Source organism: Rheinheimera baltica DSM 14885 (genome assembly GCF_000425345.1).
Classification (GTDB): Bacteria; Pseudomonadota; Gammaproteobacteria; order Enterobacterales; family Alteromonadaceae; genus Alishewanella; species Alishewanella baltica.
Map to the genome: position 1 here is coordinate 49068 of NZ_AUDG01000001.1, position 17926 is coordinate 66993.

Annotated in this window: 9 protein-coding genes; 3 read left to right on the plus strand and 6 right to left on the minus strand. The window is 45.9% G+C overall.

The features are described from left to right. Positions 1 to 511: 511 nt before the first annotated feature. Positions 512 to 3307 (minus strand): DNA polymerase I, encoded by a 2796-nt coding sequence (polA, locus tag H595_RS0100255; RefSeq protein ID WP_027669381.1) that lies wholly within the window; start codon positions 3305 to 3307, stop codon positions 512 to 514. Between the two features lie 591 nt (positions 3308 to 3898). Here polA and H595_RS0100260 point away from each other — a divergent pair. Both H595_RS0100260 and H595_RS0100265 read left to right on the plus strand, forming a co-directional pair. Next, the gene (locus tag H595_RS0100260) at positions 3899 to 4294 is read left to right on the plus strand and encodes a c-type cytochrome (protein ID WP_027669382.1); all 396 of its coding nucleotides are present in this window, start codon (positions 3899 to 3901) and stop codon (positions 4292 to 4294) included. A gap of 203 nt (positions 4295 to 4497) precedes the next feature. Next, positions 4498 to 7104, plus strand: coding sequence for a sensor domain-containing phosphodiesterase (locus tag H595_RS0100265; RefSeq protein WP_051219673.1), 2607 nt, complete (start codon positions 4498 to 4500; stop codon positions 7102 to 7104). On the opposite strand, the gene rep is transcribed toward H595_RS0100265, so the two are convergent. Further along, the gene (gene rep, locus H595_RS0100270; protein WP_027669384.1) at positions 7078 to 9093 is read right to left on the minus strand and encodes a DNA helicase Rep; all 2016 of its coding nucleotides are present in this window, start codon (positions 9091 to 9093) and stop codon (positions 7078 to 7080) included. The two genes, H595_RS0100265 and rep, sit on opposite strands and share 27 nt — an antisense overlap. A gap of 140 nt (positions 9094 to 9233) precedes the next feature. Here rep and ubiK point away from each other — a divergent pair, with 140 nt between their 5' ends. Further along, positions 9234 to 9521, plus strand: a complete 288-nt coding sequence (gene ubiK / locus H595_RS0100275; RefSeq protein ID WP_027669385.1) for a ubiquinone biosynthesis accessory factor UbiK — start codon at positions 9234 to 9236, stop codon at positions 9519 to 9521. 5 nt (positions 9522 to 9526) lie between these two features. Here ubiK and H595_RS0100280 read toward each other — a convergent pair whose 3' ends face one another. The 4 genes from H595_RS0100280 to H595_RS0100295 all read right to left on the minus strand — a co-directional run bounded on the left by H595_RS0100280 (position 9527) and on the right by H595_RS0100295 (position 17867). Continuing rightward, positions 9527 to 9985 (minus strand): anthrone oxygenase family protein, encoded by a 459-nt coding sequence (locus H595_RS0100280; protein WP_027669386.1) that lies wholly within the window; start codon positions 9983 to 9985, stop codon positions 9527 to 9529. 24 nt (positions 9986 to 10009) lie between these two features. Further along, positions 10010 to 10531, minus strand: a complete 522-nt coding sequence (gene fabZ / locus H595_RS21360; RefSeq protein ID WP_084153413.1) for a 3-hydroxyacyl-ACP dehydratase FabZ — start codon at positions 10529 to 10531, stop codon at positions 10010 to 10012. 75 nt (positions 10532 to 10606) lie between these two features. After that, the gene (locus H595_RS23340) at positions 10607 to 16453 is read right to left on the minus strand and encodes an amino acid adenylation domain-containing protein (RefSeq protein ID WP_156885889.1); all 5847 of its coding nucleotides are present in this window, start codon (positions 16451 to 16453) and stop codon (positions 10607 to 10609) included. 46 nt (positions 16454 to 16499) lie between these two features. Beyond that, entirely contained in the window at positions 16500 to 17867 is a 1368-nt protein-coding gene (locus tag H595_RS0100295) for a DUF1302 family protein (protein WP_027669387.1), read from the minus strand. Between the last annotated feature and the right edge of the window lie 59 nt (positions 17868 to 17926).

The following is a 17926-nucleotide window of genomic DNA, read 5'->3' on the forward strand; positions in this document are numbered from 1 at the left end:
ACAGGGTGTCTTATCGCTAAGACAGCTGCATTATACAACAAACCCGGCCCATTTAAAGTATTTACTCTAAAAAATCTAATTAAATTTCAAGTTATTTCGCGACATCTGGCATTTTCCAGTCTTCCTGTCGTAATACAGCAACACTGCCACGTCAAAATTATTAATAATTACGCAAAAAAAACGCCCCGCTGCAAGCAGCGGGGCGGCTAAATAAGCCTACTTTCTTGTGTTAGAACTATAGCTCTGTGCACTGAAAGATAGAATATCTTACCTCTGTACCCTACCCGACAAATTTTAGTCAACTACTGGTAAAATGCAAGTCATTTGTGTAATAAAACTACATTATTCATTTAAAAAGCTTGATTAAGCCTTTTTTGGTAATTTAATTACCTTATTAGGGTTATTGAAAATATAAAAAAACCCCGTCAAATGACGGGGCGAAAATAAACTAAGGAGAGATATATCAACGTAACTGACACTACGACTTCTAGTGTATCAACTTAGTTCAAAATTAATGCGCTTGATCCCAATTATCACCATCACCGGCTTCAGCCAGCAGAGGCACATCGAGCTTTGCTGCCTGCGCCATAAGCTCAACCAATGTTTGTTTTACCTGTTCAACCTTGTTCTCATCAACTTCGAATACCAGTTCATCGTGGACCTGCATAATCATTGTCGCAGGGGGACAATCTTGTTGCTGTAGCCAGTTATCTACTACGATCATTGCTTTCTTGATAATGTCTGCTGCAGTGCCCTGCATAGGTGCATTAATTGCCGCTCGCTCAGCGCCTTTTCTTCTAGCCATGTTTTGCGCATTTATGTCAGCCAGATAAAGACGTCGGCCAAATAGCGTTTCAACATAACCGAGTTCATGGGCTTGCAGCCGGGTACGCTCCATATATTGTAGTACGCCGGGAAAACGCTCGAAGTAACGATCAACATATTGCTGAGCTTCGTTGCGCCCTACACCCAGTTGCTTTGCAAGACCAAACGCAGACATGCCATATATCAAACCAAAATTGACAGCTTTGGCACTGCGCCGCTGCTCCGTTGTCACATCCGCCAAATTCACACCAAAGACTTCAGCCGCAGTAGCACCGTGAATATCACGGCCGTGAGCAAAAGCATCCAACAGTGCCTTATCCTGCGACAAATGCGCCATAATACGCAGCTCTATCTGAGAATAATCTACCGCCACTATCTTTTTACCTGGCGCAGCAATAAATGCCTGGCGTATACGCCGGCCTTCTTCTGTACGAATTGGAATATTTTGCAAGTTAGGCTCGGTAGAACTTAAGCGCCCTGTTGCTGCAACGGCCTGATGATAGGAAGTATGCACTCTACCTGTTAGCGGATTTTGCATTTTCGGCAGTTTATCGGTATAGGTAGATTTAAGCTTGGTTAAGCCCCGGTGTTCGGTAATTAACTTCGGGAACTCGTATTCAAGTGCCAGCTCTGCCAACACTTCCTCAGCAGTTGAAGGCGCACCTGTAGGCGTCTTTTTCAACACAGGCAACTGCATTTGCTCAAACAATATTTCCTGCAACTGCTTAGGAGATGCAAGATTAAACGGCTTGCCTGCCTGCTCATAAGCCTGTTGTTCTAGTTCAGCAATTCGCGCCGCCAGTTGCTCGCTTTGCTTAGCAAGTAGCCTGCTATCAATTAACACACCGTGGCGCTCAATGCGCGACAATATATCAACCAACGGCATTTCAATGTCGTTAAGAACCGCTACCAGTCCATCATGCTGTTGAAGCTGAGGCCACAAGTTATGATGTAACTGCAGAGCAATATCAGCGTCTTCTGCCGCATACTGCGCCGCTTTTTCCAACTCAATCTGATTAAAGGTAAGTTGTTTAGCACCTTTACCAGCAATATCGGTAAAACTGATGGCTTTGTGTCCAAGGTACTTAAGCGCAAGGCTGTCCATATCATGCCGGGACGCAACTGAGTTGAGAACATAAGACTCTAACATCGTATCAAAACGTACGCCTTTTAAGTTGATTTCGTATCGAGCTAATACACTTTGATCATATTTCAGGTTTTGTCCTACTTTGGCCTTGCTGTCGTCTTCGAGCCAAGGCTTTAGCTGATCAAGCACCAAGTCTCTATTTAGTTGTTCAGGTGCTCCAACGTAATCGTGTGCTACGGGTACATACCAGGCTTTTCCCGGTGCAGTGGCTACGGATAGGCCTACCAGTTCGGCTTGCATATAGTCCAAACTTGTTGTTTCGGTATCAAATGCGGTAAGCTCGCAGGCGCTTATTTGCGCTAACATATCGTTAAAACTCACCTCATCCAGCACGGTGATATACTGGCTACCTTCTGCTGAACCCGTTGCTGCAGCGTTGGCCAAAATGTCATCGTCGGCGAGCATGTCCAATTGCGCTGTTGCAGGTTGCTTGCTTGTTTTAGCCTCGGTTACGCCACTTAATATGTCGCTTAACCAACGCTTAAACTCACACTCTTTATACAGCTCTGCCAATCGGGCATTGTCGGGCGTTTTCACGGTTAAATCGGCTAACTGACACGGCAAATCAACATCTGTTTTAATGGTTGCCAGCTGATAAGATAACGCCAGTTGATCTCGAAACTCTTCTAACTTCGTCGCCATGGTTTTAGCACCACGAAAACTCAGTTCTGCCACGCTATCCAATTGCTGATATATCTGCTCAATAGAGCCAAGTCCTTGCAATAATGCGACCGCAGTTTTTTCGCCTACGCCAGGTAAGCCGGGAATGTTATCAACTTTGTCACCCATTAACGCTAGATAGTCGACTATTAGTTCGGGCGCAATGCCAAATTTTTCCACCACGCCTTGCGGATCCAATAGCGTATTGGTCATGGTATTAATCAGCGTGACATGCTCATCCACCAACTGTGCCATATCTTTGTCACCGGTAGAGATAAGTGTGGAGCGCCCTTCACGGCTAGCCTGCCTTGCCAAAGTGCCTATAACATCGTCCGCTTCAACACCACTGATACACAGCAGCGGCAGACCCATTGCCTCAATGATGCTATGAAGCGGCGCAATCTGGCTACGCAGATCATCGGGCATGGGTGGGCGGTGAGCTTTATACTCACTATACATTTCATTACGAAACGTCGGCCCTTTCGCATCAAACACCACCACCATCTGCGTTGGTTGGTACTGTCGCAGCAAACTTTTCAGCATGTTGACCACACCATAAATCGCGCCCGTTGCCTCACCGCGGGAGTTAGTTAAATGTGGTGGAGAATGGTAAGCGCGAAAAAGGTATGAAGAGCCATCAACCAAAATCAACGGTGTGCTGGAAATAGAAGCCATCGGAAATAATGTCCTGCAAAAATAAAGCTATAGCATGCCACAGCGCCGTGCACACAACCAGAGAACACGGCAGCAATAATCAAGGTATAATCTGTGGATAACTTTGTGAAAAACAATAGATAATCGCAGGCTATTTGAAAAATAGCCAGTTCGATAGAAAACATAACACGTTGTTTTATTTAGAGAAAAAATGGATGAACTACAAGACCCATATTATTATTTTTGTACTTCCATTTTGTGGAAAACTGTTTTAGGTAGTTTCCAGCAGCAGCGTAATTTTTTTAATTTGCGATAACGCCGGTCAAGCAGACTACCACAATGAACACAGATGCAAAGCAAAACCTTTAAAAAATTTTGCTTTAAAAAATGATAATGTCCTGCGAGAAAAGCATATAGCAAGAACGACGTGCTTTACGACCACAGTGCCAAACTGAAACACAGAGTGTTAATCTTTTTAGCCGTTAAACACGTATGTTTCAACATCGCGTCATTACGGCAAAAGGGCACCCAGCAGAAGGGCTTCCCCTCGCCGGTGCTTGAAGGCTATAATGGTGCAAACTTTGTGCGGACTTTACCACAGGAACTCATAACATGAAGAAAATCACCATTGCACTTGCCTTGCTGTTAACTACTTTTGGCATTCACGCCAGCTCTGAGGCAGATAAGGACGCATTGGCAAAACGATTGTCGCCGGTGGGTCAGGTCTATGTTGCGGGGGCTGTTGCTGCAGCCGATACGGCAGCTTCCGGACCTCGCAGTGGTGAGAAAGTGTATCAAACGGCATGTTTTGCTTGCCACGGCACTGGAGCTTTGGACGCACCAAAGAAGGGTGATGCGGCGTGGAAAACTCGTATAGATCAAGGTTTTGATGTAATGTTGAAGCATGCTATTGAAGGTATCCGTAATATGCCAGCACGCGGCACTTGCGCAGATTGCAGCGATGATGAAATTGCGGCAGCCATTAAGTTTATGACTGAAGGCGTTTAACCACTCCTCGGAGTCGCTATTCCCTCAAGGCCACTCAATTAGCGTGGCCTTAGTATTTTTTTACCTGCCTTAAAAAAATTTAGCCTAAGAATATAATGAAATAATGATCGCACCTCTATTCCAAGCGGTTAAATTTTATGCATAATAAAGTAATTTAAAATTTGGCCATCCAGACTGGATATCCACAACGAAAAGAGTCAGGGTTGAAGGGATCAACGGAACTGAATAAACGCCAAAGGCACACTGATGATAAATTACGTCGGTTAACCTTTTTAGCTAAGCGCTACAAGCAGGCGTATTTAATCCAGAATGCCTTACTCAGGTTGTCTGAACTGGCTAGCACCATTAGCGATATGCGGGAGTTTTATCCGGCTATTCATAATATGGTGTCCGACCTCCTGCATGCCGAAAATTTCTATGTTGTTTTTTATGACAGCGCAACCGAACAATATACGCCGCAATATTTTTCTGATCAAAAAGACCAGCTAATTATTGATCAAGTTCCATCCAGCGCCTTTTCCAGCGGCCTTACTGGCTATGTAGCCCGCAGTGGCAAACCACTTCTGTGTGACACAGAGCAGTTTGCTACTCTCGTAAGAGATGGGCATATAGAAGCTCACGGCTCACCTAGCGCGCACTGGCTTGGCATTCCATTGTGTCGTGGCAATCAGGTAATTGGTGTTATGGCTATTCAGTCATATAACGAAAAACATCGTTACACCGAGTCTGACCTGGCAGTATGCAGTAGTATCGGCGGGCACACCCTAACAGCGCTGGACCGGGTAAAAAGCCGTGAATTGCTGGAAGATACCGTACGCCAACGTACGCGACAACTGCAGAAAATAAACAGTTCATTGCAAAAAGAAATAAAAGAACGGACCAATGCTGAGCAATTGCAGGTAGCACTGTACCGAATTTCAGAACTTACTGCCAGCAGCAGCGACATGAATAGCTTTTATCGGGCAGTCCATCAGGTGTTGTCTGGCTTGATGCCCGCTGAGAACTGTTATATCGCTTTACTTAACAGTGACCGCACCAAACTCACCTTCCCATTCTTTCTCGACCAATATTCACCGCCACCACGCGAACGGCCGCTTAGTAAAGGCTTTACCGAATATGTTATACGTTGTGGTGATGCCAGACTTATTAATAACGATACCGCAGCCGCGCTGGTTGAGGCCGGAGAGCTGCGTCGCAGCGTAGCTGAACCCATAAATAACGCTAGATATTCTACCAGTTGGCTTGGTACTCCACTGCTCATTGAGCAACAGGTTATTGGTGTCATTGCGCTACAGTCATATGAACAAAGCTATAAGTACTCCGAAACCGAGCTAAGTATACTGCGTTTTGTTTCACAGCATATTGCTGTTGCTATTCAGCGCAAGTTAGCAACCGAGCAACAAAAGCGGCAGCAGGAAGAGCTGGAACGTAAAGTGTTTGAAAGTACGCGCGAGCTACGTCAGACCAATTTGTTTTTGCGCTTGCAGGTGGAAGAACGAAAAAAAGCCGAACAAAAGCTATTTTATGAAGCAAATCATGATGCTCTTACCGGCCTGGCCAACCGGCAAATGTTTTTACAGCAATTAAAACAGCAATTTGCGCTGAGTAAACGCCAGTCACAACTGAACATGGCGTTACTCTTTATCGACCTTGACCGATTCAAACTTATAAACGACAACTTGGGGCACCATGTTGGCGATGCTTTTTTAATCGAAGTGAGCAAACGGCTCCTTAGTACTGTTCGTGAACATGACGTAGTAGCTCGGTTAGGCGGCGATGAATTTGTAGTATTGCTGACTAGCTTGATGCAAACAACGGATGCAGAAGATGTAGCAGAGCGTATTATTGATAAAGTACGGCTACCATTTTTTTTACAAGGCCAACAAGTTACATCTGGCGCCAGTATCGGTATTGCTCAGTTTCAAAGCGAACATACTAATGCGGAAGCCTTGCTACGCGATGCAGATGCAGCGATGTACCAAGCTAAATCGATGGGGCGCAACCGCTTTGTTATTTTCAACGAAACCATGCGCGAGCAAATGCTGCAAGCGTTGAGCATAGAGCAAATTATTCAACAGGCACTGGAAAAGCAACAATTTACTGCTGTATTTGAACCGGTACTATGTGGCCAGGCGCGAAACCTGATGGGTTATGAACTTCATACCCGGTGGCAACATCCACAGTTAGGCACACAATACGATTTTAGCCAGCACATAACCGATGCGGGTTTATTGCCAAAAATCGAACAGCTTATGTTGCAACAGGCATGTCATCATCTCGCAGTAAGTGACAGCAATATCGGTTTACTTACGGTAACGTTGAGCACCGCGCACCTGCAACAAGCCGATCTGTACGATCAGCTAAAACAACAACTTTCTGGCTTAGAGCCCAAGCATCGTCTATGTCTGGCATTTACCGAGCGAGAGATGCTTCAAGCTGATAACGCCATCATGACCCCGTTGCGCCAGTTAAAACAGTTAGGTATCAGATTAGCGCTACACAACTTTGCTGCCGACGCAGCGCCAATGGGCTTGCTACTACAGCAACTATTTGAATTTGTTAAGTTAGATGCCACTTTTTGCCGCCAACTGCCTCGCAGCGAACATAAACGCCAACTACTACAAATGCTGCAATCGCTAGCAGTAAGTTATAAATTTCGTGTGTTGGCCGACGGGGTAGACAATGCCGACTTACTTAACCTGTTATTGGCCGAGGGCTGCTGTTTTATGCAAGGTAAATATGTTGCAGAACTGCTATCGGCTCAAGCACTGGCTTCATCACCGTCAGTTGTTTTTCAGCAACTGGCGTAAGCGCTCAATATGCGCCTGACCGGTTTGCTGGCGTTGTTCCGCTGTTTTCACTGGCGCCGCGCTTTGCCACTCCAGGTCATCCTGCGGCAACTCATATAAAAAGCGACTGGGCTCCGGACGAATAGTTTCACCAAACTGACGCCGCTCTTTAGCATAGGTAAATATTAGTTCTTTTCGAGCCCGGGTAATACCAACATAAGCTAACCGCCGCTCTTCTTCTACATTGTCTTCATCTATGCTGCTTTGATGTGGCAAAATACCTTCTTCCATACCCACCATAAACACGAAAGGGAACTCCAGGCCTTTTGATGCGTGCAGGGTTAGCAATTGCACCTGGTCAGAATTGTCGTCTTGTTCTTGCCGCTCCATCATGTCGCGTAATGTAAGGCGAGTGACGACTTCTGGCAGTGTCATAGGCTCGTCGTCATCTTTACCCTGCAGCATTTCACTGATCCAACGGTATAACTCGTTGACGTTTTTAAGCGCCATTTCCGCAGCTTTCGGGCTGGTACTGGTTTCAAACAACCAGGCTTCATAATGGCTTTGGCGGATTAAATCGCGAATGGCTTCGGCTGGCTCGGCGCGCTGGACATTGTCGGCAATGCTCACTATCCACTGCGCAAACTGCTTTACCGCATTATGCGCCCGAGCCGACAAATGCATCGATAGCTCACTGTCACAGCAAGCTTCAAACAAACTAATGTGCTTCTCATTGGCCAAATTACCTATTTGCTGCAAAGTGGCGGCACCAATTTCACGTCGTGGCACATTGATTATGCGGAGTAATGCATTGTCATCATCCTGGTTAACTACCAGGCGTAAATAGGCCATCACATCTTTAATTTCGCTGCGCGAGAAAAACGACGTACCACCGGAAATTTTGTACGGAATACGGTTAGTCATTAGCGCCTTTTCAAATAAACGTGACTGATGATTTCCGCGGTACAGTAAGGCGTAATCCCGGTATTGGCTGCGGTTGATAAAACGGTGTGAAATAATTTCCGCTACCACCTTTTCGGCTTCGTCTTCTTCGTGCTTGCACGGCAGCACCTTAAGCGGCACGCCGTAACCGTTTTCGCTGAATAGCTGCTTTTCAAATTCGTGTGGGTTGTTAGCAATAAGAATATTGGCGGCTTTTAAAATTCGTTCCGCTGAGCGGTAGTTTTGCTCAAGCTTAATGACATTTAAGCTAGGGAAGTCGGTTTTTAATAGTGCCAGATTTTGTGGTCGGGCGCCGCGCCAGGAATAAATCGACTGATCATCATCGCCCACCACTGTAAAACGTTGGCGCTCACCAACTAACCACTTTACCAGCTGATACTGGCTGGTATTGGTATCTTGGTATTCATCTACCAACAGATACTTAATTTTCTGCTGCCACTTGGTACGCACCTCTTCATTGTGCTGAAACAGCAGGGTTGGCATTAAAATTAAGTCGTCAAAATCCAGTGCATTATAGGCGGTAAGTTGCTGGCTATACTGCTGATAATAATTAGCAAAGCTGATGCTCTGTGCGTCTGTAGCTTCAGCCATCGCTTTGGCAGGTAAGGTGAGCTCATTCTTCCAACTGCTAATTTTGCTTTGTAATGCCCGCAGTAAATCTTTATCACCCTGAATATCATTCTCGCTAAGCTCTTTTAGCAAGGCCATGCTGTCTTGATCGTCAAACAAGGTAAAGTTAGATTTATAGCCGATATGGCGGTATTCCTTTTTTAGAATATCCAGCCCTAAGGTGTGAAATGTAGAGATAGTCAGGCCGCGGGTTGCCGTTTTCGGCAATTGATGATTAATACGTTCACGCATTTCACGCGCAGCTTTGTTGGTAAAGGTAACCGCAGCGATATGCCGCGCAGACATTTCGCACTCTTGAATCAAATATGCAATTTTATTAATAATAACCCGGGTTTTACCACTGCCGGCACCAGCCAGCACCAAACAAGGCCCAGAGATAAATTTAACTGCTGCATTTTGTTGCGGATTTAACTTCATTGACTCACCCTTACACCAAGACGGGCATTGTAACGAAATTTGCTGTTAAATAGCATTCGCGATTGTCGTTTTGGCCTGTAGAATAATGCAAACCGTTATACACCATGTTGCAAGTCACAGATGCAACGAAGGAGAACCGCATGATAGACCCGAAAAAAATTGAAGATATCGCCAAACAAATTGGTAATGCTATTCCGCCACAAGTTCGCCAGTTTGCCGATGATGTTGAAGCAAAAGTAAAACAAGTTTTGCAAAGTAAACTCGCCGACATGGACTTTGTTAGCCGTGAAGAATTTGACGTTCAGCGCCAGGTGCTGCTGCGCACACGCGAGAAAGTGGAAAAGCTGGAACAACAACTCGCTGCTATTTTGGCAGAGAAAACCCAGCAATTTGATGCCAAAGATTTACCATCATCAGATCAGCAATAATACCGCTACTGTGAAATGGCGCAAATACTAAGAAAAAATGCCAGCATGCAGATGACAACGCGCAACCGGTGCCAGTTTTGCCAGCGGTTTAATTCACCGGCTAACTGGTCGGCGCTTATAGCTGCACGAGCAAATGCGGCATTGGTCTGGCTAAAATACACAAAATAAATCGCAATTAAACTAGCCGCTAGTAGTGCCGTGCCAGTAGACCACCACGCTGTTGGCGCATTGTTGTACCACGCCAACAGTGCAGCCACGACTGCAACGGGTGGCGTAAGCGCAGTAATGGGAGCAAAAAACTTAAACAAACGCGGCGCATACTGCGGGTGTAGCTTGTAAAACTCATCGCTGCTTAGCGTTTTCCAGTAAGGCACCAATAACTCGCCCTCTGCCCATAGTGCGCCAGCCAGCAAACCTAACAGCGCAACCGTTAACAATTGCGAAATGTCGACTAAAAACAACATAAAGTGCTCACTCACTCTTATTTTTCAAGCATATTGCACAATACAGGATTTTTCCTCAGGTACAGGTGCAAGCGTGTGATTATTCGTAATAAAGTTGCGCTGTGGTTGTTGCTCAGGGTACTCAGCAAACAGGCTGATGGTGGTAGAACACGCCAAATTGCCATTGACGCTTGCCAATGCTGTGACCTTCATTATTTTACGTTTAAGACAGACTACTTTAATGTCTAGTTGTAATTGATCGCCGGGGATAACTTTGCGTTTAAACTTAGTTTTCTCGGTTCCGGCCAAATAGCAAAGCGTACTGTTTTGTAACACGTCAGCATTGCTCTGCGCCCATAAAATGCCTGCGGCCTGTGCTAATGCTTCAATGATCAGTACACCCGGAAACACTGCATTACCCGGGAAATGCCCTTGCAGCGCAGGTTCATTTTTCGACACATTTTTTATCGCACGCAGACCACAGTTCTTCTCATAACCAGTTACGCTATCTACCATCAAAAACGGATATCTGTGTGGTAATACACTCTCTATATCAATAATGCTCATGTTCAATCCTCGCTAAGCGTTAAGGCAGCCCCGCCTGAATAAAGGCGGAACTGCTTTAGTGGTTAAGTCCTTTTATTACGCAGTGGTAGCTTGTGGTTGCTCTACCGCTTGCATCACATGCCGGGCAAGATGTTCTGCCAGCTCCGGATCCTGCATTATCGACCAGTGATCGCCATTGAGCGTTAATGCCGAAAGCATTTTACTTTCCAGCAAGTCATGCCAATCGTTAATATAGTTATTGAACGAGCTTTTTGAAGCGCGCACCAATAAGGTATTCATTGGATTTATGCGTGATGGGTTAAAGCCACGTGCGTTAAAAATATTAGCGATAGCAATTTTGCTATAACGTTCAATTTGCGCTTCTGAGTCTTGTTTGGAGTAACCCAAAAAGCGATAGAATTGCTGTTTAGCGCATTCATCTGCCTGTGTGACAAAACCAAAGCGCCGACCAAACTTGTCTAACAGCGTTTGCAAAGTGCCAGGTTCATATAGGTCATCCAGGTTCAAAATACTGTTATTCTGAATAAAGTGGTCAAAGTCTTCCGGCACATGCGGTGCCTCTGCATCAATAGAAATAAATGCACTGACTTTTTCACCACGCTGAATCAACTCCTGCGCAATATGAAACGCCACAGATACACCATACGACCAACCGCCAATCAGGTAAGGCCCTTCGGGTTGCGTTTGTTGGATCAGACGGACATATTCAGCCACCATTTCTTCTAATGTTGCAAAACATGCCTCACCGTCTTTAAAACCATTCGCTTCAAGACCATAGGCCGTAATGTCAAGGTTATATTGATCACGCAAATTCTTTTGTAAATTTCTAATTAGCGGATAAAAAGACGCCAGATGCCCACCCAAGCCATGCACCATAAATAGTGGCTGAGATTGTCTGACATTGTCGCCTTTACCGCGGTTTAAATCGGGGAAGCGTACTAAGTTAGACGTAGTTACAGCGTCATTTTGTGCTTCAATAAAATGCGTGAGTTTGGCGATGGTAGGGTTGTCAAAAATGGCATGAATAGGCAGCTGAACGCCAAATTGTTTCTGTACTTCACTTAGCAGCGACATCACCAATAAAGAGTGTCCGCCCAGTTCCATAAAGTCGTCATGCAAACCAATATTGTTAACATGCAATAACGACTCCCAAATGGCGGCCATTTTTACGTCCTCTGGCCGTTGTGGCATCGACAGATCCGCATTGTCACTGGCAGAAATCGCCATATCGACAAGTAGCTTACGGTCAACTTTTCCATTTGGATTAAGGGGAACCGCAGGCAATTGCAACAACAAGTTAGGGATCATATAACTTGGCAGTGCTTGCTCAAGGTAGTTGCGTACCTCTGCTGCAGAAAGCGTTACCCCTGAGCTAAAGTAAGCAACAATTTTCTTTTTACGATTGTGCTCTTTTAGCACGACAGCCACATTGTCAATTTGCGGATGACAGCCAATAACACTTTCAATTGCACCTAATTCAATGCGATAGCCCCGCACTTTAACCTGATTATCACTGCGGCCTAAAAACTCAATGTCACCGTCGCGGTTCCAGCGTGCTAAGTCACCCGATTTGTACATTTTACCGTTTGCACTTAGAGGGTTATCAATAAAGGGGTTATCAATAAATGCGGCTGCGGTATCTTGTGGCCGGTTTAAATAACCACGTGTGACGCCAGCACCAGCAATATACAGGTCACCAACGAAACCAATGGGCACCGGCTTTAATTGGGCATCCAGAATATGCATTTGTGTATTTGCAATCGGTTTGCCAATCGTTATCTTTTTAACCGGGCCGGTTAGTGTGCTTAAGCTGGCGGTTACCGTAGTTTCTGTCGGGCCATAGGTATTGATCAGTGGAATAGTCGGGTTGTGCTGACGCCATTGCGTATACTGATGCAAGTCCGCTTCTTCACCACCAATGGCGACTAAACGTACCCCCAACTTTTCTACATTAATGTCACTGATGTTGTGCCAGTAAGCGGTGGAGAATTTCAGTACCGTTACGCTATGCTGGCGCATAATTTGCTGCATTTTTTCGATGTCTGGCAAGTGCTCCTGGCGCACCATCACCAGTGTTGCGCCGCCCAATAAGGTAGGAAAAACCTCCTCGACAAAGGAATCAAAGTTCACGGTAGAGAACTGCAATAATTTATCGTTACGGCTAATAGCAAAGCTGCTTTGCAGGCTTAAACTATGATTAAGCACACTTTGATGTTCAACCATCACGCCCTTAGGGGTGCCTGTCGTACCCGACGTGTAAACCATATACGCCAAATCGTGCGATTGACAGGCTGCATCTATGGCAGCAAGTTGTCGCGCTGATACATCGGCCATCTCGGTAATGGCGTTTACATCCAGCCACTTATTACTATGTGCCTGCAGCTTTTCTTTCGCAGCCTGATCAACCAAAATCCACTGGGCATTGCTATCTTCCAGCATAAAATCCAGGCTAGCTTTAGGATAAGTCGGGTCTAGTGGAACATAGGCGGCGCCAGCTTTTAAAATACCTAACACGCAGGCAATAAGCTCAATCGAGCGGCTAACAGATAAGCCGACAAACTGATTACGTGCCACACCTTGGGCAATAAGATGGCTGGCAATTTTATCAGCCCACATATTCAATGCCGCATAGCTAATAGATTGGCGTTCAAATTCAACAGCAACGGCGTCTGGCGTGAGTGCGGCCTGGTACGCGAACATCTGCTGCAAACACTGCGAATCAGGATAGGCTGTTGCAGTGTTGTTCCAGCGGGCAATTTGTGCCATTTCCTCGGCATAGCTCAGGCCGCTTGTTGTCGGCAATGCATTGTTTTGCACTAAGAAGTTAATAGTTTTTTCAAACCAGCTATCAATAAACTTCTGCTCCATTTTTTGCCGTAATTGCGGGTCCATGTGTTCAATAAAGTTACTGCTGTCATAGAACGATTCTACTTTCGGTGTTGGGTCTTCAAACAAGCGAATAACTAATTGACGATATGACTTACATTGCTCGTCCCAGCGTTCAATCGGATAATTTCTCAAGCGTTCAACAAATTCTACCCGGCTAACTTCGTCAAGCTTATAGCCCATATTGCGTAACATCACCGCAATACGTTTCATGTCGATAGACTCTTTGGATTGACTGGTTACGTTGTAGTTGGTGTTTGCCGCTTTACCAATTAATGACGCCATGGAATCCGCCATCAGATCAACCGGCACCACATCGTGCAGATAATTACCCTGCGGGTAGGCACCAATGGTTAGCAATATACGCAGCATAATATTGAAACCGTCGCCCACTTTAGTCAGGCCGGTTTCTATGTGACCGCCAACCCATACCAGACGATAAATATTACACACGATGCCATCAGCACGGGCGAGTTTACACATTTCTTCGCTGGCATATTTACTGATATCGTAGCCAAAATAGCGGTTGATATCGCCAACCTTAATATTGTCTTGCTCGAGGAATATGGACTGATCATCTTTATCTGGTGAAAAGGTACTGGTACTGGTGTAGTGCAGTTCTTTCTTACGGCCCGTGCGTGCCAGTTGCAACAAACTGCGGGTACCATCGACATTGATTTCGCGAATACCTTCATACGGTAGCCAGTTATTAACGTGCGAGCCAATGTGGAAAATCTTGTCGACATTGGCAACTACCCATTGGTATTGCTCCGCCGGAATACCTAATTGCTTCTTGCTTAAATCGCCCTGCACTAACTTAACACGCTGTTTATCAATGCTGTTTTCCATTTTAAAGTAGGCGACAGCGTCATCGAATTTCTTTTCAATCGCTTCCTGTGAAGCCCCCCGCACCATCAACACAAACTGATCCTGGCTACGCTGCATCATCGCTTGTAAAAAATGCAAACCAAAGAAGCCGGTCCCGCCGGTGATCAGCGAAATACCTGTTTTACCTTGTAAGCTGTTATCAAGTGCCAAAGGCGGTAAGTAAATATCGGAAGCGACATCAGGAAATTCATATTCTGAGGTGCGGTACAGGTAACCATTAATGGTTGGGTAGCGAAACAGCAGTTCCATCGTTACATTTAGGCGCGTTGCCAATTCCAGCATGGTCAGTGAAGAGCCACCCAGTTCAAAGAAATTGTCATTCATTCCCACTTTTTCTGCCGGCATGCTAAGAATATCACCCCACATCACCGCCAGTTCGCGCTCACTTTCGGTAATCGCCGGTACAAAACTATCTTTACTGGCCTCTGCACTATCGCTGTCGCTTTGAGTCGTCGTAGCTTGATGCTCTAACAACGGGGTAAACTCACCAGCCAGATACATCTGTTTCGACAAGCGACGTTGTACTTTACCGCTGGTGGTGGTCGGCAACTCTTTTGGTTTTATCAGCACTACCCGATCCAGGTGCAATTGATGGTCGGCATAGACATTGGCACGTATTTGCTTGGCTAATTGTTGCAGCTCTTCCTCTGTAGAAGTCAGTACCCCGGCAACGACAATTAACTTTTCCTGACCGTCGTTGGTAATAGAAAAAGCAACACAGCAGCCAGGACGAATGGCAGCAAGCTCGTTGGTGCTCCATTCAATGTCTTCAGCGTGAAAGTTTTTACCCTGAATAATAATCACATCTTTAATGCGCCCGGTAATATGCAAGCTACCATGGCGGGCGAAGCCCGTATCGCCGGTACGCAGAAAATGACGCTCATCATCAATGAGTGTGGCTTGAAACGTTTCTGCAGTGGCTTCTGGTCTATTCCAATACCCTTGTGCAACACTGGGGCCATGCACCCAAATTTCTCCTTCCGCGCCGTCAATGACTTCCAGACGGCTTTCAGGATCAACAACCTTAACGACATCACAGCTATCAGCAATACCCGACGGCATATAGTTAGTTTCAGCATCGGCCAGCAACGGTTTATCGCGCTGGGTACCGCTCACAATCAAGGTGGCTTCTGCCAGGCCATACACAGCCATGTAAGCGTCAGCAGGCAGCTTGCACTGGCTGAATTTTTGCGTGAAGCGCTCTACCGTTTCGCGCCGAACCGGCTCGGAGCCATTAAACGCCGACTTCCAGCAAGACAGATCCAACTCCTGCATTTCTTCATCAGAAATCTTATTTACACATAAATCAAAGGCAAAATTTGGCCCGCCACTTATTGTGCCGCGGTACTTACTAATGGCTTTTAACCAACGAACAGGTTTTTGCACAAAATGCAGCGGCGCCATAAAAATCAGTGGCACCCCCAGGTACATAGGTTGTAATGCTTTACCAATCAGTCCCATATCATGAATTAACGGTAACCAGCTGACAAAAACACTATTTTCGTCGTTGTTATAGAGTTTTTTAATCGTACGCTGATTGGCCATCAAATTACTGTGGCTCACCATTACCCCTTTGGGCGTGCCAGTTGAACCTGACGTGTACTGCAAAAATGCAATATCATCGGCGCTCACCTCTTGCTCGATAAAATGCGCTTCAACACCGTCTGTCAGTTGGTCGGTATTAATCCATTCAAGCGTAGAAAACTTGCCGTTATGGCTAGCGTTGTTGCCTACCACTTCCATACTGATCATGCGCTCAATATGCTTACTGGTAGACAAAATAAAGGCAATATCACAATCTTCAACAATGCCATTTAAACGGGTAGCGGTTTTTTTGCTGGTAGGGGGTGACACCAGTACGGCTGTCGCACCAGCATAGAGGCTGCCAAAAAATGACACCAAAAATCCAATACTCTGCGGATAAATCAGCAGTACTCTGCTGTTATGAATTTGCTGGTTTTTTTGCTGCAACGTTGCCGCCAACTGGCGTGCACGTCTATCCAGTTCCTGATAGGTGATTGTTACTTCCTTGTCTTCACCATCTTCGAGAAAGATATAAGCATTTTTATCTGGTGTATGGGCTGCTCTTTGTTTTAGCACATGCACCAGGGTGGCTTGGTTCTCGATCATTGAGTTTATACTGTTCACTTGGGGCTCCTTGTATGCTCCGGATTAAGTGTCTCTAAGCGGTTAACTAAAAATCATATTGGCCATAAATTTGCACAACATCGTTATTGCGATAGGGGTATAGCGTGTCACTTTGATTAAAGTGGTAATGCACCAACAGGCCCCCGACTTTAAACGCGTCAGTCAGGGGGTACTCCAGGTTCAGGCGGAAAATTCGACCGTTGTTGTCCAGCATGGAAATGGCATTTGCTTTGACGGTGAGCTTTTCATTTGTGTCACTCCACAGCAGGCTGAACATGGCACCATATTCATTTTTGTCGATACTTAGTGCGTCAGTGTCGCCAGCGGTGTGTTGCAGATTGAGTTCCAGCGATAAGGTTGTATTGCGCCAGCCGACATAATCAAAACCCGCCATACTTAACAGCTGATCATGTTGCGGCCATCCGCCAAGATAATGGTTAAACTTGGTGGCAGCGGGCATCAGTGACTTATTGTGATGCACGCCCAGCTCGGCTTTATACACCCACAAGCCCTGACTTAAACTGCTGGTGAGCGCCAACACGCTGAAGCGATCTTGGGAAAAAGACAGCTGTTCAGCTTTGGCCTGTTGCAACGTCAAGGTGTTGTTATTGGCTTCAGCCATAATCAGGCTGACATCACCGCCATGGAAGTTATGCTTAAGCCGAACAAAGTATTCTATTTTGTTGTCGGCGTTATATTGCGCGAGTGGTTGCGGCAGGTCGCGTAGTGCAATAAAGGGGTCAAACTCGTTACCCAATGGGGCTAGCTGGTTAAATCCTGCGTCGTAGGTCAGCACCATATCTAGCGTAAAGTCGCTAGTGCTACGAGTAAAATGCGCCGCCGGCACTTGCAAGCGTACATCTCTTAAATCGGCCTGCAGTAGGGTGTAATTGTTGTGCGGGGCAATAACATCAGCAATAACCACAGCGTCACTTTGGCCCCAGGCAATAATCTGATGACCCAGCCTAAGGTGCCATTGCTCAGTTAAACTAATGTCTAAATAAGCATCGCGCAGTTGGAAACGGGTTTCAAATTCGCTTAGCTCTTGCGCCGATGGTTGAATATCGCTATCAAGCCGATAAATTGCATCATAAAAAGCTTCAGCTTCTATCCGCCCGGAAATACGCTCAGAAAACGTATATGAGACTTCACCATGTATACTGGTTTCTATTTTATTGAAGCCCACCTCTGAGCGGGAAAAGCCTTGGCCCGGGGCTTCTACGCCATAGGACAACAGCTGCCGGACAAACCATTTATTTGGGCTGGGGAGCTGATTCAGGTTATCGACGTTAACGTCTATATCAGCAAAAAAGTCATCACTGTTTGCAGCGGCGCTATGCAGTATGCAACACGCTAACAGCACTGAAGTTGCATAACATCGCAGCAGGGCTGTAGCGGTTAGTTTAAAAAGCATTGGAAAACCTCTCTACCAGAGCCAGAAACGGGCTCAGTTGTACTTATGTGTTAAGGGTT

Bases quoted from the DNA above. Each gene is read 5' to 3' on its own strand.
- fabZ (WP_084153413.1), bottom strand. From the start codon at position 10,531: ATGAGCATTATTGATATAGAGAGTGTATTACCACACAGATATCCGTTT.
- ubiK (WP_027669385.1), top strand. From the start codon at position 9,234: ATGATAGACCCGAAAAAAATTGAAGATATCGCCAAACAAATTGGTAAT.
- H595_RS0100295 (WP_027669387.1), bottom strand. From the start codon at position 17,867: ATGCTTTTTAAACTAACCGCTACAGCCCTGCTGCGATGTTATGCAACT.
- H595_RS0100280 (WP_027669386.1), bottom strand. From the start codon at position 9,985: ATGTTGTTTTTAGTCGACATTTCGCAATTGTTAACGGTTGCGCTGTTA.
- rep (WP_027669384.1), bottom strand. From the start codon at position 9,093: ATGAAGTTAAATCCGCAACAAAATGCAGCAGTTAAATTTATCTCTGGG.
- polA (WP_027669381.1), bottom strand. From the start codon at position 3,307: ATGGCTTCTATTTCCAGCACACCGTTGATTTTGGTTGATGGCTCTTCA.
- H595_RS0100260 (WP_027669382.1), top strand. From the start codon at position 3,899: ATGAAGAAAATCACCATTGCACTTGCCTTGCTGTTAACTACTTTTGGC.